Origin of the sequence: Paenibacillus nasutitermitis, from assembly GCF_014641075.1 — a bacterium.
Taxonomy (GTDB): domain Bacteria; phylum Bacillota; class Bacilli; order Paenibacillales; family Paenibacillaceae; genus Paenibacillus_Z; species Paenibacillus_Z nasutitermitis.
Map to the genome: position 1 here is coordinate 1,975,477 of NZ_BMHP01000001.1, position 25,244 is coordinate 2,000,720.

17 protein-coding genes and 2 pseudogenes are annotated in these 25,244 nt (G+C 49.3%); 16 read left to right on the plus strand and 3 right to left on the minus strand.

Annotated elements, in window-relative coordinates:
- The first annotated feature begins 21 nt into the window (after window positions 1-21).
- The gene (gene hmpA, locus IEY46_RS08390) at window positions 22-1,236 is read left to right on the plus strand and encodes an NO-inducible flavohemoprotein (protein WP_188990916.1); all 1,215 of its coding nucleotides are present in this window, start codon (window positions 22-24) and stop codon (window positions 1,234-1,236) included.
- Window positions 1,237-1,294: 58 nt separating this feature from the next.
- Here the strand turns inward: hmpA and IEY46_RS08395 are convergent, their stop codons facing one another.
- The gene (locus tag IEY46_RS08395) at window positions 1,295-1,810 is read right to left on the minus strand and encodes a Crp/Fnr family transcriptional regulator (RefSeq protein ID WP_188990918.1); all 516 of its coding nucleotides are present in this window, start codon (window positions 1,808-1,810) and stop codon (window positions 1,295-1,297) included.
- Between the two features lie 475 nt (window positions 1,811-2,285).
- Here IEY46_RS08395 and metE point away from each other — a divergent pair, with 475 nt between their 5' ends.
- Both metE and IEY46_RS08405 read left to right on the plus strand, forming a co-directional pair.
- Window positions 2,286-4,571 (plus strand): 5-methyltetrahydropteroyltriglutamate--homocysteine S-methyltransferase, encoded by a 2,286-nt coding sequence (gene metE / locus IEY46_RS08400; RefSeq protein WP_188990920.1) that lies wholly within the window; start codon window positions 2,286-2,288, stop codon window positions 4,569-4,571.
- 251 nt (window positions 4,572-4,822) lie between these two features.
- Entirely contained in the window at window positions 4,823-5,554 is a 732-nt protein-coding gene (locus IEY46_RS08405; RefSeq protein ID WP_188990922.1) for a Stf0 family sulfotransferase, read from the plus strand.
- Window positions 5,555-5,719: 165 nt separating this feature from the next.
- On the opposite strand, the gene IEY46_RS08410 is transcribed toward IEY46_RS08405, so the two are convergent.
- Window positions 5,720-8,815, minus strand: a complete 3,096-nt coding sequence (locus IEY46_RS08410) for a hybrid sensor histidine kinase/response regulator (RefSeq protein WP_229750145.1) — start codon at window positions 8,813-8,815, stop codon at window positions 5,720-5,722.
- Between the two features lie 151 nt (window positions 8,816-8,966).
- On the opposite strand from IEY46_RS08410, the gene IEY46_RS08415 reads away from it, so the two are divergent.
- The 7 genes from IEY46_RS08415 to IEY46_RS08445 all read left to right on the plus strand — a co-directional run bounded on the left by IEY46_RS08415 (window position 8,967) and on the right by IEY46_RS08445 (window position 17,897).
- Complete coding sequence (locus tag IEY46_RS08415) at window positions 8,967-9,650, plus strand: response regulator transcription factor (protein ID WP_188990924.1); 684 nt, start codon at window positions 8,967-8,969, stop codon at window positions 9,648-9,650.
- Window positions 9,643-10,995, plus strand: coding sequence for a sensor histidine kinase (locus IEY46_RS08420; protein WP_188990926.1), 1,353 nt, complete (start codon window positions 9,643-9,645; stop codon window positions 10,993-10,995). The genes IEY46_RS08415 and IEY46_RS08420 overlap by 8 nt, the downstream gene beginning before the upstream one ends.
- A gap of 188 nt (window positions 10,996-11,183) precedes the next feature.
- The gene (locus IEY46_RS08425) at window positions 11,184-12,674 is read left to right on the plus strand and encodes a carboxylesterase/lipase family protein (RefSeq protein WP_188990928.1); all 1,491 of its coding nucleotides are present in this window, start codon (window positions 11,184-11,186) and stop codon (window positions 12,672-12,674) included.
- A 108-nt stretch (window positions 12,675-12,782) separates the two neighbouring features.
- Window positions 12,783-14,615, plus strand: coding sequence for an ABC transporter ATP-binding protein (locus IEY46_RS08430; RefSeq protein ID WP_188990929.1), 1,833 nt, complete (start codon window positions 12,783-12,785; stop codon window positions 14,613-14,615).
- Window positions 14,584-16,320: an ABC transporter ATP-binding protein gene (locus IEY46_RS08435; RefSeq protein WP_188991809.1), complete on the plus strand. Its 1,737-nt coding sequence runs from the start codon at window positions 14,584-14,586 to the stop codon at window positions 16,318-16,320. Before IEY46_RS08430 ends, IEY46_RS08435 begins: the two co-directional genes overlap by 32 nt.
- Before the next feature lie 333 nt (window positions 16,321-16,653).
- The gene (locus tag IEY46_RS08440) at window positions 16,654-17,448 is read left to right on the plus strand and encodes an APH(3'') family aminoglycoside O-phosphotransferase (RefSeq protein ID WP_188991812.1); all 795 of its coding nucleotides are present in this window, start codon (window positions 16,654-16,656) and stop codon (window positions 17,446-17,448) included.
- Window positions 17,449-17,513: 65 nt separating this feature from the next.
- Window positions 17,514-17,897, plus strand: coding sequence for a nuclear transport factor 2 family protein (locus IEY46_RS08445; RefSeq protein WP_188990931.1), 384 nt, complete (start codon window positions 17,514-17,516; stop codon window positions 17,895-17,897).
- A 143-nt stretch (window positions 17,898-18,040) separates the two neighbouring features.
- Here IEY46_RS08445 and IEY46_RS08450 read toward each other — a convergent pair whose 3' ends face one another.
- On the minus strand, window positions 18,041-18,673 hold the full coding sequence (locus tag IEY46_RS08450; RefSeq protein WP_188990933.1) for a CGNR zinc finger domain-containing protein: 633 nt from the start codon (window positions 18,671-18,673) through the stop codon (window positions 18,041-18,043).
- A gap of 96 nt (window positions 18,674-18,769) precedes the next feature.
- On the opposite strand from IEY46_RS08450, the pseudogene IEY46_RS08460 reads away from it, so the two are divergent.
- From IEY46_RS08460 to IEY46_RS08480, 6 genes and pseudogenes are all read left to right on the plus strand, one after another.
- Window positions 18,770-20,358, plus strand: a pseudogene (locus IEY46_RS08460) (MFS transporter).
- A 93-nt stretch (window positions 20,359-20,451) separates the two neighbouring features.
- A complete protein-coding gene (locus IEY46_RS08465; RefSeq protein WP_188990939.1) occupies window positions 20,452-20,637 on the plus strand; it encodes an ATP-binding protein in 186 nt (61 codons plus the stop codon).
- Between the two features lie 334 nt (window positions 20,638-20,971).
- The gene (locus tag IEY46_RS08470) at window positions 20,972-22,510 is read left to right on the plus strand and encodes a DHA2 family efflux MFS transporter permease subunit (protein WP_188990941.1); all 1,539 of its coding nucleotides are present in this window, start codon (window positions 20,972-20,974) and stop codon (window positions 22,508-22,510) included.
- Window positions 22,511-22,558: 48 nt separating this feature from the next.
- Window positions 22,559-22,780: pseudogene (locus IEY46_RS36275) on the plus strand (ABC transporter ATP-binding protein); the annotation flags it as partial.
- 237 nt (window positions 22,781-23,017) lie between these two features.
- A complete protein-coding gene (locus tag IEY46_RS08475) occupies window positions 23,018-23,593 on the plus strand; it encodes a TetR/AcrR family transcriptional regulator (RefSeq protein ID WP_188990943.1) in 576 nt (191 codons plus the stop codon).
- Between the two features lie 99 nt (window positions 23,594-23,692).
- Window positions 23,693-25,237 carry a serine hydrolase domain-containing protein gene (locus tag IEY46_RS08480; protein WP_188990944.1) on the plus strand — a complete coding sequence of 515 codons (1,545 nt, stop codon included), beginning with the start codon at window positions 23,693-23,695 and terminating at the stop codon, window positions 25,235-25,237.
- Window positions 25,238-25,244 lie beyond the last annotated feature (7 nt).

Genomic DNA, 25,244 nt, shown 5'->3' on the forward strand with positions numbered 1-25,244 from the left:
AATGAAAGCGAGGAGAAGATCATGCTAAGCAATCAAACGATTCAAATTATTAAATCAACCGTACCCGTGCTGGAAGTGCATGGGACTGATATTACAACAAGGTTTTATCAACTGCTGTTTACGAATCATCCGGAGCTCTTGAATATTTTTAATCATGCGAACCAGAAGCAGGGAAGACAACAGGCGGCTCTAGCGAATGCAGTGTATGCAGCCGCACTGCATATCGATAAACTGGAGACGATTCTTCCGGTTGTGAAGCAGATTGCGCATAAGCACCGCAGTCTTGGTATTAAAGCAGAGCATTATCCCATAGTAGGGGAGAACTTACTTGCGGCCATCAAGGATGTGCTTGGCAGCGCCGCTACTGAGGAAATTTTGCAGGCTTGGGCGGAAGCATACGGTGTCATTGCTGATGCCTTCATTAGCGTTGAGGCGGAGCTCTATGAACAAGCCGAACGGCAAAGCGGAGGCTGGACTGGATTTAGATCGTTTCGGGTGGAGCGGAAAGTGAGTGAGAGCGATGTTATCACCTCATTCTATCTGGTTCCACAGGACGGGCAAGCTATCGCAGCATTCGAACCGGGGCAATATATCAGTGTGAAGGTGGAAATTCCAGGAGAGACGAATACGCATATCCGCCAATACAGCTTGTCTGACGCTCCCGGCAAGCCCTATTATCGGATTTCGGTTAAGCGGGAGGAAGGCATAAAGAATAACCCTGATGGGCAGGTATCGTTGTATCTGCACAATCAGGTTGAACAAGGAGATGTTTTGTGGCTCTCTGCTCCTGCTGGTGAGTTTACAGTAAATCTCAGCGACAAACGCCCTGTGGTCTTGATAAGCGGCGGAGTTGGATTAACGCCGATGGTCAGTATGCTTCATACACTGGCAGAGATGAATCCGGACAGACAGGTTACGTTCATTCATGCTGCTCAGAATGGCCACGTTCACGCGTTGAGGGAGCAGGTGGAGGAGCTTGCGCTACTGCACTCGCAGGTTTCCATCTATTGGTGCTACGAAAAACCGACGGAACAGGATAGAGCGCTGAAGGCTTTTCATAAAGAAGGCTATATCGATTTGCCATGGCTGCAGCAGGTCGTACCGACGAAAGAAGCCAGCTTCTATTTCTGTGGCCCTATCCCTTTTATGAAGGCTGTGAACAGCGCTTTACAGAAGTGGGAAGTACCTGAGGCAGATATTCATTTTGAATTTTTCGGTCCTTCTAGCAGCTTGTAACCGGAGGTAAAGACTTAACTCCCTGATAAATAAGCGTGAAACTGACCATAAAAAATATTTATAAAGGAGGCTTAGCTGCAGATTGGCTGCGGAGCAGCCGGTTGATCGTTTCGCGGCGGAGGCCGATGAACTGACCGATTTCGTCCTGTGTCAACACATCCGTCAAAGTGGCGGGTGCGATGTAGGCAGCGAACCAGGTTTGAAGCTTGCGCAGCTTCTCTGCCGGTGAGGATTCCGTTAATTGGTCGATTCGCTGCTGCATCATACGCAGCTTATCCTGCAGCAATAAGGCAATGGAGCGGCATTTCTCCGGATGTCGCTCCAGCTCCTCATACCATTCCACATCGGACAGAACCTCGATCTCGCACGTAACGAGTGCAACTGCCGTACCGTAATAAGGGTTGGGACTGATGAGAGAATGATGCGGTATGATCTCATCCGGTACGATGATATTAACCAAAATCAGGGTACCGTCTTTATGGACCCGGACAATTTTCAGCAGACCACTCCTCAGATGATAAAGCGGCCCTGATTCTCCTTGCCGAAACAATGTTTCACCCTTGTGTAAAATCATGAATTCCTCCATGTATAAACATATTCTGGCCGCGATATACGCTATCGGAATCCAAATTTTCATTGTAATTATTATCCCTTGATTCATCTTTTTGATTCTAGAACAAACGTCTGGCGGCAGTCTGTTTGAGCTTGCGAACACGCACCTCAAAAGACGCCGCAAGGCGTTTTTCTTTCAAAACTCCCAGGTATTGAAAATAAAATCGAATCAGTTATTTGAGTGCGCATCTAAATCATCCGCCAAGAAAATAATTCCATCTATATTAGCATTTTTGTATGCTTTTTACAATGTTTATTGTTGAATAGTGTGACTCAAGATCAGCTTCAGCTGTTTGGGTTAAAATGTGGTCAATCCACCTGGTTATAGTTTTTGGCTATATCTAGTCATAGTTAATTAGATCTACGCTATTGGCTTGGGGATATGTTATCTTTCTCGTATTGATTCTATTTGAGGACACAAGAGGAGAGAATAGCATATGAAGAGCAGTAATTTGGGTTATCCCCGCATTGGGGAGAAAAGGGAATGGAAGAAAGCGCTCGAGGCGTACTGGTCCGGAAAATTGGAAGAAGAAGCTTTTCACGCAGAGCTGAAGGCGATACGGCTTCGTAATCTGAAAAAGCAGAAGGAGCAGGGAATTGACTGCATTCCTGTTGGAGACTTCAGCTATTACGATCATATCCTGGACACCGCTACCATGTTCGGCATTGTCCCCGGGCGGTTTGGATACGAGGGAGGCAAGCCGGACCTGCAGACTTACTACGCGATGGCACGCGGAACTCGTGAAGCGACAGCCTGCGCGATGACGAAATGGTTCAACACGAATTATCATTATATTGTGCCGGAATTGGAAGACAGGCAGCCTCAGCTGACCGCAAACCGACCGCTTGAAGCATATCGCGAGGCGAAGACCGAGCTTGGCATTGAAGGCAGACCGGTCATTGTCGGCCTTTATACGTTTCTGAAGCTGTCAAAAGGCTATACCGCAGAGGAACTGGAGAGCTGGATCGACCGCTTGCTGCCTTTGTACGGTCAAGTGCTCCGCGAGCTGGAAACGGAAGGGGTAGAATGGGTTCAGATCGATGAGCCGATATTGGTTACGACGCTTGACCAGGATGAAATGAAGCTTGTTGCCCGTATTTATGACAAGCTGGCGAAGGAAGCGCCAGGCGTGAAGCTGCTGCTGCAAACCTATTTTGAAGCGGTCGATTATTACAAGGAAGTCGTTGCGCTTCCCGTTCATGGCATCGGACTGGACTTCGTGCATGACGGCGGACGGAACCTGAAGGCGGTCCGCGAACTCGGATTTCCATCCGATAAGGTGCTCGGCGCAGGGCTGATCGATGGACGGGGCGTTTGGCGGGCAGACTTGACGGAGATACTGGAGACGTTAAACAAGCTTGCTGAAAAAGTGCCCGCAGACCATATCTTCGTCCAGCCGTCCTGCAGCCTGCTGCATGTTCCAGTTAGCGCAGCGCAGGAGCAGGGACTTGAGCCGACGCTCCGTGAAGCCCTCGCATTCGCGGGCGAGAAGCTGGAAGAGGTTGCTTTGCTGGCGAAAGGCGCTCATTCCGGTCCGGATGCCATTCGCTCCGAGCTGGACACATCTGCCCGCAGCCGCCAAACGCTGCAGCAATCGCCATCCCGCAATCGCAGGCAGGTGCATGAACGGATGACCGAACTGGCCTCGCAGCCGTCAACTCGTCAGGGGAATGTTCAGACTCGCAGGGAAGCACATCAGAAGCGATGGAACTTGCCTCTGCTGCCAACAACGACGATCGGAAGCTTCCCGCAGACCCCTGAGATTCGCAGCTCAAGGCAGAAATGGCGCAAAGGAGAATGGAGCGACGCACAGTATGAGACGTTCATTCAAGAGCAGATCAAAACTTGGATCGGACTGCAGGCGGAGCTTGGCCTCGATGTGTTTGTGCATGGCGAATTTGAACGCAATGATATGGTGGAATTCTTTGGAGAGAAGCTGGCTGGTTTCGCCTTTACCGCTAACGGCTGGGTACAGTCCTACGGCTCCAGATGCGTGAAGCCTCCGATTATCTATGGGGATGTCGAATTCACAGCGCCCATGACTGTCACCGAAACCGTATACGCCCAATCGCTTACGGCAGCGCCCGTAAAAGGAATGCTGACCGGACCGGTCACCATATTGAACTGGTCCTTTGTACGTGATGACAAATCCCGGGAAGAGGTCGCTTATCAAATTGCTTTGGCGCTAAGAGACGAAGTAGAGGCTCTCGAAGCTTCCGGCATTGGCATGATTCAGGTGGATGAGCCGGCCATACGCGAAGGATTGCCGCTTAAACGGGAGCAAGGGCAGCAGTATCTGGACTGGACAGTCCGGGCGTTCCGGCTCTGCACCTCGACGGTGAAGGATGAGACGCAAATCCATACTCATATGTGCTACAGCGATTTTCATAATATCATCGATTCCATCAGCGCGCTGGATGCCGATGTCATCTCGATCGAGACCTCGCGCAGCCATGGTGAGCTGATCGAAAGCTTTGAAGCCTATACGTACGATAAAGGGATCGGTTTGGGGGTTTTCGATATCCACAGTCCGCGAGTGCCGCAAGTGGAGGAAATCGGCCTGATGATCGACCGTGCTCTGCGGGTACTCGCTCCCGATCAGTTCTGGATCAATCCGGACTGCGGTCTCAAAACCCGCAAATACGAGGAAACGATCGCCTCGCTTCGCAATATGGTCCAGGCAACGGAACAGGCGCGCGAGAAATATGCCGTTAAGGCTTAAGAACAATTTATTAAGCTCCAGTCCTACGGGTCGCGAAAGCGCGCCCGTTTTTTTTCTGCATTTCGACGCATGTTTCTCTTCTCGATCTATCATCTGATATCAATAACACTAGGCAGCGGTTAATGCCATCCCATATAATTAGAATGATCTGCATTCCATGAGAAGAAATCAGTACCCACTGCTCTAGTGATTGACAGAAGTAACTACTTAAACAATAATTGCGCCAGAAGGGCAGAAAACGAGGATACGTTATGAATAAACCCGCATTAAGCTATACCATTTGGTTCTCGCAGCGCACGGGCAGCACCCTGCTTAACAAAGCACTTGCCTCGACGGGGGTGGCAGGCGATCCGGGAGAATGGCTGCATTTTCAAGAGCGGCATCCGTCAACCTTAACTCGCGAAAATCTTGAGCAAATATGGCAGGACGGGACGACCTCTAACGGAGTTTTCGGGTTGAAAATTAATTTTGAACAAAGATGGATCGACGCATTTCGTGAAATGTTCGAGTTGCCGCAGGAGGTTTCACGGGCAGAAGTATGGAGTACCGCATTTCCGAATTGCAACAGGCATATCTATATGACGCGCCGGAACAAAGTCCGGCTTGCCGTATCGTGGTGGCGGGCGATTGTCACAGGAGAATGGCACCGCGAATATGGCGGCAAACCGCAGGAGCATGAGATAGCGGATAAATACAATATTGACGCGATTTCGCATCTGCTCATGGAGAGTACAATGCGTGAAGCGGCGATTGAAGATTTCTTCACTGAGTCTGGCATCTTGCCGCTGACGATTGTCTACGAAGATTTTATTCTTGATTACGAAGGAACGGTGTTGAAGGTATTGGAATTTCTGGGTATTCCCTTAAACAACATACATATATCCCCGCCATCGTTTGATAAGCTGGCCGACGATACGGCCGAGCAGTGGGTGCAAAGGTTTCGGGATGAATGCCAGAAGAATTGGGAAGATAAAAGGTGGTAATTGGACCCCGATACTGCGACGAGAGTCATGCAGGCATCACTTAAGAAGATTTTTGCAGCGTATACCGAATGGTAGTTAGGCAAAATAACCGCCCTGAAAGGGCGGTTACGCTGACAGTATCTGTATGAATCCAAATCCAAGCTGTCTGCTTGTCATGTATATCGCTCAGGAAAGCAATTCAGCTTTTGCTATCGTGAACGAGACTGTGGTTCCAACGCCCGGTTTACTTTCAATTCTCAGGCCGCTGCCGCAAAACTGCATCAAACGCCGATGCGTATTCAGCAAACCGATTCCTGAGTGTGTTTCCATTTGCCGATCAAGGACATGCCGGATCGTTTTCTCATCCATGCCCACGCCATTATCGCTAACCTGTATCTCAACAGAACGCTCCAGATTGGTAACTCTGACTTGGATTTCCCCGCCTGTACTACGCTTCATGATTCCGTGTATAACCGCATTATCCACGAGCGGCTGGATGGTCAGGGGAGGGAGGTAGAGGTCCACTTCATCGTCAACATCCCATACAACTTGAAGTCTGTCCTCGAACCGTTCTTTCTGAATATACAAGTAAGAACGAACTAGCTTAAGCTCGCGTTCAAGCGGTACAGCCCGGTCGGAATTCCGGAAATCGATGCCAAGTCTGAAGTATTGGGTAAGTTCCTCAATGAGCGCATCCATCTTCTCCGTGTCAATTCTGCTCAGAGCAGATAAAGCTGTGAATGTATTGATCACGAAATGAGGCTTGATCTGAGCCTGCAGTAAAGCCGCTTCCATCCGCAAACGTTCGTTCACCGATTTTTTCAGATTGGTCAACGACCTGACCCTCGACATTAGTTCTGTCGCATGCACCGGTTTTGTGACGTAATCATTGGCACCGGCGCGAAAGCCCGCTTCAATGTCCTCTTCCCGACTGCTCGCCGTCAAGAGAAGCACGGGCAGCTCGGCAAGGGAATACCGTTCACGAATACGCGCAGTCAATTCATACCCGGACATTAGCGGCATAATGACATCGGAAATAATTAAATCCCATCTACCTTGTTCCAGCAGTTTGAGTGCTTCTTTGCCGCTGATTGCCGTGGACACCTCATAAATTTCATCCGTAAAAATCGTCCTCAGCACATTCAGATTGACTGGATCGTCATCCACTGCGAGCAATCGAATCCGGTCTGGAGAAGAATGAGGAGCAGGTTTCTCACTGGGAGTCTTCATGGTGGTGGCAGCCCCGGCATAATCACTTGCAGCCATTTCTGCCGCTGCGGTTAATGGTGCCGCAAATTCGCCAATATCCCTTCCCGGAATAAGTTTTAAAGTAAACGTGAATACAGTGCCTTCATCCGGTTGTGAGCGAACGCTCAGAACTCCTCCATGCATCTCCACAAGTTTTCTGCAGATACTGAGTCCCAGCCCTAGACCGCTGTTTCGTGAAATCGGATCTGAAGATGCCTGTTCGTAAGGCTCGAACAGTCGGACCAGCATATCCGATTCAATTCCGATGCCTGTATCCGCAACCGAGATGCTCGCCCATCCGTCCATGACCTCCGCTTGTACGGAGACTTCGCCCGCATGCGAATACTTAACGGCATTATGCAGTAAATTGAACATGATTTGATTCAGTCTGTATTCATCGGCATGAACAAGCGGGAAATGGACCGGTATCCGGTTATTCAGTTGAATCGGCTTGCCTTCCGTCATGAACCGAAGCATATCGATTACGCTTGAAGCTGCGCCATGGACTGACGCGGCAGACAGGTTCAGGCTGATCCGGTTTTCCCGCAGTCGGGCCATGTCCAGCAGATCGTTGAGCGTATAGGACATACGCCGTCCGACTTCAGCAAGCAATTTCAGATCATTGACGCTGTTAATCCCCAGCTTGCCTTGTTCCCGTTCAAATAATGACTGTGAAATGTTGATCATGCCGTGCAGCGGATTGCGCAGCTCATGAGCGACGGTAGACAGAAAATCATCCTTCGCTTTATCGGCCTGCATGAGAGTGACCGCCACTGTGCGCGATTCCTCCGACATTCGGAAATAACGCTTGAACCAGAACGACGAAAAACAAATCATGGCTACAATAAGATCAAATGGATATGCAATCATCTCGATCCCAAATGTGTTGATAATGATTAGCCAGACCAGACTGTTGATTGCCGCGACCGCAGCCAGAAGCAGAAAGATGTTATCAAGGTCGATGCCGGCTGCCGACTTGTACATGTAGGCAATCGTGATGGTGCAGGGGATGAACATCAGGACGAAATATAATCCTTCCATTTGCTGCACAACAGCCAGAGGCAGCAGCAAAACGGAAATAACCGCAACTGCACCTAATAAATGGTAAATCCGTGAAAACCATCGCCGCAGCAATAACGGCAGCTTGTCGGAAATCAATTGATACAGAAAGTAACCGCCGGATAACATGCCAAGATAAATGACCTTTAAGCTCCATTCGAATGTGAACGGCACCCACGTATACAACAATCTTTCTCCATCCAGTAAAGTTGCGAGAATAATGCACATCACCATGAGGGAGAAATAAAGCAATCTTTTGTCCCGGCCGCCCATCAGGTAAACGATAATACCGTATAAAACATGTATCGCATAAGCTATGCAAGCAACCCAGACCATATTACCGGAAATGACCAGGTCTTTTCTCAGAGGCTCTTCCAGCCCGAATTTAATGGAATGGACGATCCCCCCGCTGCGAAGATTGGCGAAATTCGAAACCTGAATAACAACCTCTATTTCACTTTGGTCCTCCAGGGTGAAATACGAAGTATAAGGAATGTCTAACGGCGTATAAAGCTCTTTGCTCTTGGCGGGTTGACCGGAATGACCCAGAAGCTGCCCGTTTATATACACTTCCGACGAGCTCTTGATAGTCGGAATATGGATGCCAAAAGACTTCCCTTGGCGTGGATCCACCTGGATGTTCAAACGGTAAGTGCCGAAGCCGAAATTTTCGTTGCCGTACAGCCTCTCGTCGAACCGCCATTTTCCAGGAACCTGGATCGGTCCGCCTGGAGAGGGAGTGTCTGCAGTGCGCACGCCATTCTGATACATAAATGCAAGCGGATAGAACTCCCATTCGCCTTTAAGCGGCAGAGAATGTTCAGTCAGTGAAGTCCATTTCCGCAAATCCACTACGCCTTTCACCGCTGCCGGATTATGGACAGATGAATTGGCTTGAAGCCACAGAAATCGAAAGCCTGTCAAGACTATTAAAAAGAGTATCGTAATCATCCATATTTTGTTTGGTTTCATCATAGATTTTACAATTCGACATCATTTTCAATATACCTCTTGCCTGAAATGAGTGTGGTACGATTCTATCATCTCGCCCTAGTATTTTACAGATATTACACAATGATAATCTCCAAATGCTATAATTGGCTGAATTGGTAAGGAGGCATAAGCAATGACAAGTATTCTTGTAGTTGAAGATGATGCGCATATGTTGGAAATGATTTTAAAAGTTTTAAGCTGCGAAGGGTATCGTGTCCGGGGAGCGGTCCACGGCAAAGAGGCGCTTGTGGAAATGGAACACTCGCCTGCGGATCTGGTCGTGCTTGATGTCATGATGCCAATCATGGACGGGTGGGATTTGTGCCGCGAACTGCGGCTGTTGAACCCCGATCTGCCGATTATCATGATTACGGCCAAGCATGAGACGAGTCAGAAGGTGAAGGGATTCGGCTTAGGCGCCGATGATTACCTGGTCAAGCCTTTTGACCCGCAGGAGTTGGTGGTCCGAATAAAAGCGGTGCTGCGCCGGTACCGGATTGCAGCCGATAAGCTGGTCAAATTGGGCAGCATCAAGCTGGATCGGCTTCGGGGGACCGTTTCGGACGGCAACCTGAATTGGAATTTGCCGCTTAAGGAGTTCGAGCTGTTGTATCAGCTAGCAAGCTATCCCGGCCAAATCTTTTTGCGGGAGCAGTTAATCGAAGCGGTATGGGGATTCGACCACGAAGGGGACGAGAGGACGGTCGATGTTCATATCAAGCGGCTGCGGGAGCGGTTTGCCGCCTTCACCCATCTGTTCCGCATTGTAACGGTTCGCGGTCTCGGATACCGGCTAGAGACGGAAAGCTATGATTAAGAGCTTATATTTAAAGATTGTACTGCTCTTTTTCGCTGCAGTGGCGATCGGTCTCGGAAGCGCCATTCCGATAACCGTATATTTGTTTAAAGATCAAATCACGCAATCCATCCAGCACGATTATGCGGTTCGAGTCTGGTTAATATCGGATGCTTTTCCCCGGCTTGCACCATCCGAGCGCGACCTCTTTCTGAAACAGTTTTCCGAAAAGCAGAAGGTATCCCTGTGGTTATATGATCGGAACGGGCTGCGCTACACATATGGCCAGACAAGCAAGTCCAGCCTTACTAGCGAGGATATCCGCCGCATTCAGAACGGTGCCGAAGTCGTGAGGCAATCATCTGTTCTGCCCCTGCCCACGAGCCTGTACATGGGTTTCCCTTTACAAGCAGCGGATGAGCAGTTGGCACTTGTGATCCATCCGGTAGGCTTTAATAATTCTCAACTGTTTAAGATTTTGGGTGTTTTGATTTTGATTGCGATTGTGATCGCCAACACCAAGTTCATTCTCTTTACAAGCGTAGTGGTGAAGCCCTTAAAAGCATTGTCGGCCGCAACCAGAAAAATTGCCAAAGGAGACTATAGCATTGATCTTCCGACGAAGAGCAAGGATGAATTGGGCGTCTTGTCGGCACAATTTCAACAAATGGCCCACGATATGAGCCAAGTCGAAAAGATGCGCCAGGAGTTCGTTTCCAACGTGTCCCACGAACTTCAAACACCGCTTGCGTCCATTTCGGGTTTTGTTTCCATCCTGCAAACAAACGGTCTTGATGAAGCCGAGCAGCGGCGCTATCTGAGCATAATCCGGTACGAAAGCATGCGGCTGTCCCGGCTCAGCGAGAACATGCTCCGGCTGGCCACGATTGATTCGAACCATAATCCCTTCCATCCGTCACTTGTTCGGCTTGACAGGCAGCTGCGCAGTATTGTCTTAGCCGCGGAACCACAATGGGCAGATAAACGCTTAAATATTCACCTCGAGCTTCCAAAAACGGCGATTCATGCGGACGAAGACCTGCTGAGCCAGGTATGGCTCAATATTTTCAGCAACAGCATCAAATTTACGCCGGAGGACGGTGATATCTCAATCGAGCTTCAATCCGGAACTGGCGAAATCGGCGTCGTTATTCGGGATACGGGAATCGGCATTGCCGAAGAAGACCGCAAGCGTATCTTCGAACGATTCTATAAGGCTGATAAATCACACAACCGCGAAGCGGGGGGGAGCGGGCTGGGACTCGCGATCGTAAAGCGCGTGGTCGAATTGCACGGCGGCCGGGTCGAGATAGACAGCGCTGCAGAGAAAGGAACGGCGGTAACCGTTTTCCTTCCAGCCGTGTAAACCCGATCAACCAGCGAGCAAAAAGGTGAACGAACCGTTCACCTTTTTTTTACATTTTATCCCATTTGCTTCATATTTCGTTCATAAAGGGTGCGTAGTATCGGTTGTGGAAGGAGATTTAATTACACGGAAACTTACTGGAAATCGCCGGAACGTCACTATCATTTTAAGTAAAGGAGTTACCTTCTATGAACGACGAATCATGTATCGTACAAACTTCTCTTGGCACACTTCAGGGGATTCGAAGAAATGATGTCATCCAGTTTCGTGGTGTTCCCTATGCCAAAGCACCTGAGGGGGAATATCGCTTTTCGCTGGCACGCCCTGTATCTGCCTGGATCGGAACTCGGGATGCAAGCATTCATGGCTGTATTGCACCGCAACCGCCTTCCCCCTTACGTCAAGCTATCGGAGAATCATCTGAACCGCCTCAAGGGGAAGATTGCTTATCGCTCACAATCTCAACTCCTGCTGTAGATCAGGAAAAACGCCCTGTTGTCGTTTGGTTACATGGAGGTCATTATATGACCGGTGCCGGGTCGCTGGACTGGTACGATGGAGCAGAACTTTCTAAGGATGGAAACATCGTTACCGTAGGCGTCAATTACCGGCTCGGCGCTTTTGGATTCTTGCATTATCCGGGGATTAGCAATGGACTAATGGGGATTTCCGATATCCTCGCAGCTCTAACATGGGTTCAAGATCATATTGCGCATTTTGGCGGCGACCCTGATCAGGTCACCGTCATGGGGCAATCCGCGGGAGCCCATGCCATTATGTGCCTATTGGCCATGGGAGAGGCACGAGGTCTTTTCCAAAGAGCTGTTCTACAGAGTGTGCCCGCAAGTCTTGCTCCATTATCAGAAGCAAAAGCATTGGAATATGGAAATCGGCTGCTGGATATCTTGAATGTTGATCAGAGTGATCCAAAAGAAATCACCGCACAATTGATTACCTTGCCAACTGCCCAGATCATACAAGCATCGGGAAAATTGGCTAAGGAAATTGAGCGTTTTGGTCAAATTACGCTCCCTTTTATGCCTGTTATTGATTCACTTTCTACGACGGACCATTTTATTGAAATGGCTGCAAAAGGTGCCGGCGAAGCAGGTATTGAACTCATTGCGGGTACCAATAGAGAGGAAGCAAATATTCTTTTAGGGAATCTGAAAGCCCTTGATCCCGCTTTGGTTCGTGAGCGTTTTGTTGCTTTGACCGGGAAAGAAGAAACAATCGAATTATACCGCCGGCGGCGGCCTGGTAGTACAATTATCGAACAGGTATCCGACTTGGTCACTGACTATACATTCCTGTTCCCCGCTCTAAGATTAGCAGAAGCCGTTCATGAAGCCGGCTCACGTACGTGGTTATATCAGTTTGATTGGGCACCGTACGGATCTCCTTTTAAAGCCTGCCATGGCATAGAACTGCCGTTTGTATTCGGAAATTTCGAAGCATACAAGGATGTACCGATATTGAAAGGGGCTATTCCAGAGGTTGTTGCAGATTTAACAACCGCTGTTCGGCGCGCATGGTTAGGATTTATTCAAACTGGCAATCCCGGCGTATCCATCCCATGGCCAGTTTATGAGCCTGCTCAGAGACAAACCATGCGGTATGCTTCTGTTATTGGTACTGCAGGTGACTTAGCTGAAATAAATCGCGCCGGTGTACGTTAGAGATGTGTCTAACATGTCACTCGATTCATGAATCGAGTGACATGTTAATTTTGGCCGCATGATTTCATCAAAATGTTCGAAAGAACAGCCTAAAAGGGAGGGAGAGCAATGACAAATAAAACAGGGATGGCCCGGCTTTTGGAAATCGCCGGGGAGAAGCGCGGACTAATACTGCTCTCCGGCCTGTTATCTTCGGTTAGCGCCGTTTGCATGCTGGTGCCTTACGCTTCCGTCTTTTTCATTTTGAAAGAGTTGCTTGAGCACGCAGCATCTCCGGCTTCAGCTGACGGCGCGAAAATGATCCGCTTGGGCGTTATCGCTTTAATCGGCCTGGCGGCGGGCCTTGCCACGATGTACGCGGGAGGAATGGTTTCCCATATCGCCGCTTTTCGTATTCTTTACGGTCTCAGGGTCAAGCTTGCCGGCCATATCGGCAAGCTTCCGCTTGGCTGGCTGAACGGCAAGTCGACGGGAGCTGTCAAGACAACGCTGGAACAAAACGTGGAGAAAGTGGAAACGTTCATTGCTCATCATTTGCCCGATCTCATCCATGCTGCTGTGACCACGGTTCTGATGATCGCCGTGATGTTTACGCTGAATGTTTGGTTGGCGCTTGCGTGCTTCGTACCGATTGTCCTCGCTTTTGCGGTTCAGATCGCACTGATCAGCGGACCGAAGACGAAAGAAAATCTCAAACTTTGCCATGATTCGCTGGAACAGATGAATGCTTCTGCCGTCCAGTATGTGCGGGGGATGCCGGCCGTCAAGGTGTTCGGGCAAACCGTTCAGTCGTTTCGCCAGTTTTATCAGGACATGCTGCATTACCGTGACTATGGCGTGAAATTAACGGATCAGTTTCAATACGGTTCCTTGATTTTCAAGGTGATTCTCGGCTCGCTTGCCGCATTTATTCTGCCTGTCGGCGTGTTTTTATTAAGCCGCGATCCGGGCAGCGTCGCCTTCGCCACCGTTCTGCTGTTTTTCCTGGTCATGGCGCCGGGTGTATCCACTCCGATGTTCAAAATCATGTTCCTGGCCGAAACGCTCAGAGATATTAATGAAGGCGCCCAGCGCATCGACCGCATACTGGCGGAAGGTGTTGTGCCGGAGCCTGAACATCCGAGGCGGCCGACTTCATTCGATGTTTCGTTCGAACATGTCTTTTTTTCGTATGAAACAGATTCTTCCGATCGCAATGTGCTTGCGGATATTTCCTTTACCGCCCGCCAAGGGGAAGTGACGGCATTGGTCGGCCCGTCGGGAGCGGGCAAATCAACCGTGGCCAATCTGGTGCCTCGTTTCTGGAATGTGAGCACGGGAGCGATCCGCATCGGAGGTGTGGATATCCGCGAAATCGCGACCCCTGATCTGATGAACACCGTCGCATTCGTGTTTCAGGATTCGTTTTTGTTCTATGATACCGTATACAACAATATTGCAGTCGGACGGCCGGACGCGCCGCCCGAAGATGTGTACGCCGCGGCGCAGGCGGCGCAGTGTCATACGTTTATTGAGGCCCTTCCGCTAGGGTATGACACGCAGATTGGAGAAGAAGGCGTCTATTTATCCGGCGGGGAAGAACAGCGGATTTCCGTGGCCAGAGCGATTCTGAAAAACGCTCCCGTCCTCGTGCTTGATGAAGCGACGGCTTTTGCCGATCCGGAGAATGAGCATGAGATGCAGCTGGCGTTGAAAGCGTTGATGAAAAATAAGACAGTTATCGTCATCGCTCATCGCCTGTCCACTATTCAGGATGCGGAGCAAATTCTCGTAATGGAAAGAGGAGAAATCGTCGAGCGGGGAAGGCATGAAACCCTTCTCTCTGCTAACGGCTTATACGGAAGCATGTGGCGTTCTTATCGCCATGCGACACAATGGCATATGGGTAAAGGGGAGGCGGACGATGAACATCAACATGCTGCGCAACATCACAGCGGATAATCCGCGCTCGCTGATCAAACCTGCTTTTTTCACAACCGTTGCCAATCTGGCAGGCGTAATCCCTTTTGTGCTGTTGGTGGAAGCGGCGAGATTGATCTTTAATCCATTTGTCTATCCCGAGATGGCGCTTGATATGACGCGGCTCTGGTGGGTATGCGGCGCTCTGGCGGCTTCGCTTGTTCTCTTGTTCGCCTGTGAAATTCCCGCCTATCGCGCCCAATACCGCGACGCATACAGTGCAGCGGCGGTCGGACGGTCAAAGCTGGCCGAGCATTTGCGCAAGCTTTCGCTAGGATACCTGAACAAGCGGGATCCGGGCGATCTGGCAAATATGATGGTGGGTGATTTTGCGATGCTTGAACATGGCATCTCCCATTTGGTTCCGCAGATGATCGGCGCCGCCGTCATGCCGGTTGTGGCCTTGATTGGCCTGTCTTTTCTCGACTGGCGTCTGACGCTTTCCCTGTTCGCGGTGCTGCCGGTGGCCATCCTGCTGGTGCTCTTGACGTCGGGTATCCAGCGTAAACTCGGCTCGCAGCATATGCGGGCCAAGATAGATGCCGGCAACCGGCTGCAAGAATATTTGAACGGAATCCGTGTAATCAAAGCGTATAACTTGACCGGAGAACGTTTTGTCCGGCTTGAAGGGTCATTCAGGGAATTGATGCGACAGAGTATCCGTCTCGAAGGAATGTTGGGGCCGATTGTACTGAGTGCGGTTGCCTGTGTTCGTGCCGGTCTTACCCTGATGATCATGGCTGGCGTTCAACTGCTGCTCGGCGGAAGCCTGGATGTTATCACATTCGTGGCGTTCCTGATCATCGGAACCCGAATATTCGATCCGCTGACGACAGCTCTCGCCGGTTATGCGGAGTTTCGTTATCTCGAGCAAGCGGGCGAACGCATCGTGCAGCTTTTGAGGGAACCGGTCATGCAAGGGGAGCGGCAGCCCCCTGCAGATCATGATATCGAATTGAAACAGGTTACATTCGGCTATCAGGATCAACCGGTTCTGAGAGACGTGAGCGTAAGCATGCCGGCTGGTTCATTCACCGCATTAGTCGGCCCTTCGGGCAGCGGCAAAAGCACCATTCTTCGGCTCATTGCCCGGTTTTATGACCCGGAGAATGGGGTGGTGACGATGGGCGGGGAGGATGTTCATGCCATGGACCCGGAAGCGCTGCTGCACAAAGTATCTATGGTATTTCAGGATGTGTACCTTTTTCAGGATACGATTGAAGGCAATATCCGGTTCGGACGAAGCGGCGCAACGCGCGAGGAAATCGAGGAAGCGGCGCGCCTTGCTTGTTGTCACGATTTTATCATGAAGCTTCCAAATGGTTACGACACGATGGTAGGCGAAGGCGGAAGCACATTGTCAGGCGGTGAAAAACAGCGAATTTCCATTGCCAGGGCGATGCTGAAAAATGCGCCGATCATTCTGCTTGATGAAGCAACCGCTTCTCTCGATCCTGTGAACGAAACTCAGTTTCAGAAAGCGATTGACCGGCTTGTTCGAGGCCGAACTGTCATTGTTGTCGCTCACCGGCTCAAGACCGTGCGGCATGCCGACCGGATTGTTGTACTGGATCATGGGCGGATCGTGGAGCAAGGCCGCCATGACGAATTACTCTCATCTGACGGCTTGTATGCCAGGCTGTGGAGACGGCAGCATGATGAAGGCGAGTGGCCGATGACTCCATAATTTTTATCCAGTGGAAGGCTGACCGGAGAAAATAAAGTATTTGAAAAATAAAGTATTAGACTGACGAGTTTCAAGACAAGACACCTTCAATAGCAACATTATCTGTCATGTTATAGATATCTAAAGGTGGTAAATAATTCAGAATTCTTATATATTGTTTTTGGAATGAAATTATTTGTAGATCCATGATCACATTTTTCTCTCTCGAATTTCAGAAAAAAGACTAAATACAATACGACAGCCGCGTACGGCTTTGGGACGATTTTAAATGAGTCGCTCGGCCAAAGCGCATATCTTAAGCCGTGGCGGCTGCACAGGAGGAGCGATTTGAACATGCTACACCCATTACTCAAGAGGTCTCACGAGTGGGAACCCGTACCGTTCGGAGAATCTGGTGATTTCGTCTACCGTCGTAATGACAATCTTGCTTACGCGAAGATTACGCCACCTGCGGGTGTCGCTGACCTAGCTGGTGAACGTGATCGCCTTCTTTGGCTCAGGGGCCGAAGCGTCGCTTGCCCGGAGGTAGTGGAATGGAACGAGGGGGAGGAAGGGGCTTGTTTGGTGATGACAGCGATCCCTGGAGTCTCCGCTGCAAATCTGTCGGGAGCCGATCTGCTCGATGCATGGCCGTCTATGGTACAGCAGCTTGCTATTCTTCACAGGTTGTCGGTTGATCAGTGCCCTTTTGAGCGTAGCTTGTCGCAGATGTTCGGACGCGCCGTAGATGTGGTGTCGCGCGGTGCCGTCAATAGCGAATTCTTGCCCGACGAGGATAAATACACACCACAAGACGAACTTCTGGCGCGTGTAAAAAGAGAACTTCCGGTTCGGCTAGATCAAGAACGCACTGATCTGGTAGTCTGCCACGGTGATCCTTGCATACCCAACTTCATGATTGACCCTGATAGCCTTCAATGCACTGGCTTGATCGACATGGGACGGCTCGGGACAGCGGATCGCTATGCAGACTTAGCGCTGATGGTTGCCAATGCAGGGGAGAGTTGGACAGAGCCAGAAGAGGCCGATCGCGCGTTCGCTGTCCTCTTCAAGATTTTAGAGATCAACACTCCAGATCACGAACGCCTAGATTTTTATCTTCGACTGGATCCATTGACCTGGGGCTAATCTCTCTGAATGGCTGTAAGATATTGAGAATCTTTATATTCATTTCTTTAAGGAGGATTATTACTTTGATTAGTTCGGAAACCAAGGAAGTCATTGATAACTATATTGAAGCCTATAATTCGTTTGATATCCCGGGAATGATTAAACACTTACATAAGGATATACGGTTCAGAAATGTTTCAAATGGTGAAATTGATATGGAGACAAATGGTATCCGAGAGTTTAGACAGCTCGCGGAAAAGTCCGCCAAGATGTTCTCTAGTCGTCGTCAGACAATAATAAATTGTAATGCAATAGATGACAAAATAGAAGTAATCATTGACTATGAAGGGATACTTGCCATTGATTTCCCGAACGGATTAAAAACAGGAGACAAGATGCAACTGAAAGGGAAATCAGTATTTAAAATTGAAGAAGGAAAAATATCACTAATTGAAGATTACAGTTGATTAGAGGGCTGCGACAGGCAGTAGATGGGTGCCCTGTTGCGGCCCTCTTTGTGTTTTCCATTAAACGGTGTGCAAACGGGGAGTCGGGGAATTCAGTGGCAAGAAGCACGGAGCCAGCTTTTAGAGTGGCGATCGGGTCGTGTTCAGCTCTTGGAACGTTGGCGTTTGCGGAAAGCCGCGACGCTTTCACGATGTGCGCATGCCTCGGAACAATAACGCTTGGATTTATTCTTGGATGTATCGATAAAGGCTTTCTGGCAGGAAGCAGAGGCACAAATTCCGAATCTCTCCGTTCCATACTCAATCAATACAAAAGCAAGCCCCATTACAGTCGTAGTAGCCAACCAATAAGCGCACCCATCCTCCTCCGATTCGAAATGCAGATGATAGGGCCCATGGTGCCAGCTTATTCTTGGCGTCGCCCCGCTGATGCGCAGCTGCTCATTCAGGAGCGCCGCTGTATCCTGTGCCTTCTGTTCTCTTGCCAGCTCGAACACCGTGCGCAAAGATTTTCTGAGAGAGATGACGATCTCAACATCCTCTGGACGAACAGGCCACGATTGAACGGTTTTCCGATGAACCGCGATAACGGCATCCCCATCAAAATCTCTATTCTTATCCGAAGCCAAATCCATGACAAACTTCTCGCTCTCTGCGAGAAATTGCCTCAATTCTTCAGGCGTCGATAATCGATCCGTATTCGTGACGGGGCAGAGCGTATTAATGAGTTCAACCGCAAGATGTACGGATAACGACTCGTAATAGGTAAAATTCATTTTACATGTCACCACCATCTTTTTATAATCGATACAGTCAATTTCATTTTAGCATGTTACATATCGGATTAAAAGCAGAGAGGAAGAGGAATAGCTATGTCAGTGATTGGCAAAGAGGAGAAGACCGCAGAGAAAAAATGGTGGGCGCTCGTCGCCGTATGTCTCGGATTATTTATGGCTTTACTGGATGTTACGATTGTGAATGTCGCTTTGCCAGCTATACAAAGCGAACTTCAAACGGATTTCACTGGTTTGGAATGGGTACTCAACGCTTATACCTTGGTTTTTGCCGTGGCGCTGGTTACAACGAGCCGGCTGGGTGATATATTCGGGCGGAAGACGCTATTTGTATTGGGAATCGCCGTATTTACAATTGGATCGCTGTTATGCGGATTATCCGGCGATATTACAATGCTGAATTTCTCGAGAGGCATTCAAGGTTTGGGAGCTTCTGCAATGACGCCGTTATCGCTTGCGATAATATCGGCGACATTCAGTGGGAAGCAGCGCGGAATCGCAATCGGGATATGGGGAGGCGTAAGCGGTTTGGCTACGGGGATCGCCCGGTAATTGGCGGTATTCTGGTTAAGCATATTGGGTGGGAATCCATCTTCTTCGTGAATATCCCCGTCGGTATTGTGGCGATTTCGCTAACGTTATGGGCAATCAAGCAGTCCAGGGACGAGTCGGCAGCCCGCCGAATCGATTTGTTCGGGTTCAGCTCATTCACCGTCTTCATGTTCTGTCTCATCTACGGATTGATTCAGGTCAATCAGGAAGGCAACGAATGGACCTCTCCGGAGGTGTGGTGGTTGCTTGGAATTTCTATTCTTGCTCTTGTCGTATTCATCGCAGGCGAGCTACGATTAAAGCACCCGATGGTCGATCCTCGCTTATTCAAGATTCCCAGCTTTACGGGTTCCGCGATTGCCGCTTTTTGTCTGAGCGTCGGGATGTATGCATTGCTATTCAATCTCAGCATTTACCTGCAAAGCTTTCTCGGTTTGGATGCGCTGGAGACAGGCGTCAAGCTCATCGCATTTACGGCAATGGCTCTGCTATTTGGTCCGCTGTCTGGCGCACTGATGGGAAAAACAAGTCCCAAATCACTCGTCGTTGTGTCTATGGTGCTGCTGGCAGCCGGGGTTTATTCCATGTCCTTCCTAACGCATCATAACGATCCTGCCAAATGGATTGTTCTATTGCCAGGATTTATTATTGCCGGGATTGGCAGCGGATTAATCAACCCGCCAATTTCTAACCTGGCAATCGGAACGGTACCGGTGCAACGAGCGGGTATGGCATCAGGCGTGAGCAATGTGGCTCGACAGATGGGCAGCGCATTCGGAATTGCTCTTTATGGGGCCATACTGTCCAGCCGATTCAGATCTCTTGTTACGGACGGCATTCAGTCATTACAGGACGGCCAGCTTGCAGAATCGGCGAAGGAGCAAGTGATTCAAGCAATCGAGTCGGCAGGACCGATTGCAGGGAGCAACGGTCTGACGGGCATGGAGCAGTCTGCAATATTCGAGAACGATCCGTTGTTTGACACCTACCGTGAGATTGCTCGCGCATCCTTCGTTGACGGAACGATTGGCATTATCAAGATCGCATCTGTGATTCTGGCAACCGGCGCTGTGCTTTGTCTTGTTCTGATCCGCAAGAAGGATTTGCGGCATTAACCTGTGGCACTTGTGTGCAATGAGCCGGAAACTTGGATTCCTTTCAGGAGAAGGAGCTTAACTTCACGTGAATGAATTTAATAATATTCATTCATGTTAACAGGTACTACCTTTCTAATAATAAAGAGAATCGATAAATCACACAACCGTGAAGCGGGTGGGAGCGGGCTGGGACTTGCGATCGTAAAACGTGTTGTCGAATTGCACGGCGGCCGGGTCGAGATAGACAGCGCTGCAGGAAAAGGAACGGCGGTAACTGTTTTTCTTCCAGCCATGTAACCCGATCAACCCATACAATCGAAAATAGAGCGAGCAACAGGGTGAACGATCCGTTCGCCCTTTTTTACTTTTTATCCCAAACGATTCATGTTTCGTTCACAGAGGGTGCGTAGTATCGGTTGCGGAAGGAGTTTTTTTATGCGAACTTACTGGAATCGCCGGAACCTCACTATCATTTTAAGTAAAGGAGTTACCTTCTATGAGTAACGAATCATGTTTCGTACAAACCTCTCTTGGATCTCTTTTGGGGATTCAAAGAAATGATCAGGAAAAACACCCTGTTGTCATTTGAATTAAATTCTGTCTTGAACATTAAATAAAGGCGGTGTCTCCTATGGGAAATAATGATAAACGAAAATGGTGGGTACTTGCAGCGCTGGCGCTTGGCTTGCTCACTATCGGGCTGGATATGACAGTACTGAACGTGGCGTTGCCCACGCTGGCTACTGAGCTGAAATCGTCGACGAGCGATCTTCAATGGATAGCGAATGCATACACGCTGGCGCTCGCGGCCCTGCTTCTTCCTGCTGGCATGCTGGGCGACCGATATGGTCGTAAAAAATGGTTGCTGATTGCATTCGTCGTCTTCGGAGTGGCCTCTATCGGCTGCGCCTACTCGCCAACGTCTGAAATGCTCATTGCGATGCGGATTTTGCTGGGACTTGGCGCGGCCTTCCTCATCCCGCTGTCCATGTCTGCGCTGCCCGTGTTGTTTACCGGGAAAGAGCGGACTAAGGCGATGATGATCTGGGCAATGGCGAACACGCTTGGCATTCCTCTCGGACCGATCGTCGGCGGCTGGCTTCTTCAGCATTATTCATGGGGTTCGGTGTTTCTCATTAACATCCCGATTGTAGTTGTAGCGCTGGTTGCCCTTGCCGTATTGATGCCGGAATCCCGCAGCGAGCAGCGTCGGCGGTTGGATCTTCCCGGCATCCTGACTTCCAGCGCCGGTATTGTTATGGTAACGTATGGCGTCATCCGAGCGGGAGAGAGGGGATGGGACGACTCCTTGTCCCTGTTGACCTCGGTCGTTGGCGTATTGCTTATATCCGTTTTCATTCTATGGCAACGTCGTAGCCGCAATCCGATAATCGATCTATCCTTATTTTCTTCCAAAAGCTTCACCTGGGGAACGCTGCTGGCCACGCTGGTCACCTTCGCCATTTTCGGTTTGTTGTTCGTGCTGCCGCAATTTTACCAGGTCGTCATGAATGCCAACCCGCTGGAAACCGGCCTGCGTCTGCTTCCGCTCATCGGAGGGTTGATTGTTGGCACCAAAATGGCTGAGAGGCTGGTCTCCCTGAGCGGGACCAAGATGATCGTGTCGATTGGATGCGCCGTGATGGCCGGAGGGCTGTTTCTAGGAACGGCTACGAACGTGGAAAGCTCGTTGTGGTTCATTTACGCATGGATAACCGTAACCGGTCTCGGGTTTGGCCTGGCGCTTCCCATCGCAATGGACTCGGCGCTCGGCGTGCTTTCTGCCGAACGAAGCGGCGTTGGTTCCGCGTTGATCATGGCGTTGCGGCAGGTCGGCGGCGCGTTCGGCGTGGCGCTCCTCGGATCTGCGTTCAACTACAGCTACCGCAACGGACTTGTACTCAGCTCGCTTCCTGCGGAATTCGGCGATGCCATCCGGCAAAGCGCATCGGCAGGTGTCGCTTTCGCTCGGCAACAGAACTCCGCGACGATTTTGGACAATATTCAGTACTCCTTTATTCACGGCATGGAAACGATGTTATGGATTTGCGGCGGCATTGCAGCGCTCGGCATCTTCCTCGCATTCGTGTTCCTGCCCGCACAATCCATTGCGGCAAAACAGTCGCAGCCCATGACTGGAATTGCTGTCAGCGGCGAGAAAAACCATTGAACCCGGAGAAGGAGTGCAATGAAAAATAAAACAGGTGTATCCTGAACGCTGGAAATCGCCGGTGAGAAGCGCGGACTGCTAATCGTCTCCGGCCTGTTATCGTCGATAAGCGCCGTTTGCAAGCTGGTGCCTTACGCATCCGTTTACTTCATCCTGAAACTGCTGGAGCACGCAGCATTCCCGGCTCCGGCAGACGGAGCGAAGATGATCCGCTTCGGCGCAATCGGTTTGAGCGGCTTCGCCGCTGGCTTGGTCACGACGTATGCAGGGGTTGCGACAGGATGTAGACTGGCACTCTGTCGCAGCTCTTTTCTGCCAAACACTAGACGGGTCTTGGTGCTTCTGCAATGACGCTGTATCGCTAGCGATAATTTCGTCGACGTTCAGCGGGAAGCAGCGCGGGATCGCAATCGGAATTCAAGAACGATCCGTTGTTTGACAGCGCGGTAATCGGTATGATTTAATGTGAATGAATTAAAAAATATTCATTTTGAAGGTTGAGTGCTGATGGATATAAAGGCGGACATTTTTAAATATGGAAAAGCTATGTTCAGTACAAAAGGGTTCAAGAAAACGAATATTAAAGAAATAGCCGAATCAGCCGGCATAGGTGTTGGAACTTTCTATAACTATTATGCATCCAAAGATCAGCTGTTTTTGGAAATCTATATCCAGGAGAATGAGAACCTGAAGAAATCGCTCATGGAATCGATTGATTTGGATCAGGAGCCTTTGAAAGTCATTAATCAACTGATCATGGGGAATATCGGGGCTATTCAAACAAACCCCATTCTGAAAGAATGGTATAGTCAGGATTTCTATAAGAAACTTGAACAATACTATCAAAATGAAGGCAGCAAAAATATGGATTCCTTTCGTGATTTTTATATGGATTTATTTAAAAAATGGAAAGATCAGGGGAAGATCAGAGAAGATATCGACGAGGATCTATTGCCCGTTTTCTTTGATTCGCTGGTCTACATCGATACTCACAAAGAAGACATTGGCATTCAACATTTCCCCAAAATTATTCAATATTTAGCGGAATTTATTATGCAAGGCCTAACAAATCATCAAAAATAGTTCGAGCATTCTTTTTTTAACACAAAGTGAATGAATTAAAAAATATTCATTCACATGAAAAGGTACTACCTTACACAACTTGAGACGGGATTGATTGAAATGAGAAAGAATTTTTTAGCAATAATCTTATGTGGTCTGTTCATCTTCCCCCTATTCATCTCAGCGGGAAGTGATGGAAACATGCAAGCAGAGCGATCTGGAACTCCAGACTTTTCCGAAGTGGATGCGTATATTGCCCGTGAAATGAAACGGCAACGTCTTCCGGGGTTGTCTCTCGGGATTGTACAGGGGGATCGCATTCTTTACCTTAAGGGATACGGCCAGGCTGATTCATCAGGTCGTCCTGTAACACCTGAAACACCTTTTGGAATAGGCTCGATCGGCAAATCAGTTACGGCAATGGCCGTTCTGCAGCTTGCCGAAACAGGGAAAATTGACTTAGATGCGCCTATCCAGCGCTATATCCCCACCAAATACAATGGTGCAGAGTTTATTACTGTACGTCAATTGCTTAACCAAACAAGCGGATTCTCCCAAATCTCAACGTTCAGCAACACGCTGTCAAGCATCAACGATCCAGATCAAGATGCTCTGGAGAAAAACGCCATGTCCTATGCGGAAAGGTTTTTAAAGCAAACCAATCAAGGCGAACATTCCTTCCGGTATTCGAACGCCAATTATGTACTGCTTGGCTACATCGTGCAGCAAGTATCCGGCCAGTCCTATGGCGACTATGTAAAGGAACATATTTTCAGCCCTTTGTCTATGCATGACAGCTACGTTACGCTCGATGAAGCCGCTGAACACGGACTGGCAACGCCCTACCGTCGAATATTTGGATACAACGTTGCTTACGACGGCCCTTATGTTTATATCCCGGGGGATGCGCCGGCGGGCTACCTTTATTCCAGTGCGAAGGACATGAGCCAATACTTGACTGCCCAAATGAACGGCGGCCGATTTGAAGATGATTCTGTGCTCTCTTCGGAAGGCATACGACTTATGCAGACCGAACCTGTTCCGGATACATACGCCATGGGTTGGATGACAGGTCATATTAACGGTATGCCGGTTATCGGTCAGCCGGGTGGCTCGGTAGGATTTCAGGCCCAAACTTTTATCTTACCGGAACAACAACTGGGAGTAATCGTATTCGCTAACGTACTGGACGCGATCGATGCCTCTTGGCCCAACAAAACACATGTCATAACGACTACCCACATTGCCTCCGGGGTCATAAATTTACTGAATGAACAACCGATTGGAGGATCCGGTTTAAGCATGTCGCAGAAGTATTGGCTTATAAATATACTAATACTCATACTCAGCGCATGGTTATTATATACAACCATTCGAACTGCGAAGCGCTGTCTTGGGCCGTGGAATCCTGACAAATCTGGCCAAACTGAACTATCTATCCCATTTATAGCAAAAATTATTCTGGATTTTGCAGGTCTGGTTATTATTCTGTTGCTCAGTATGACGCAAATTGTGCCGGTATGGCATATTGCAGAAATCTATCAGCCGGACCTAATCCTATGGTTGAAGATCATGATTGTACTATTGGCAATGAAAGGAACCATGGAAATCATTCGGTTGATTCGTTCGATTCGGCATGAAAAAACATCAAAGTTGAAATATTGAGAATTAG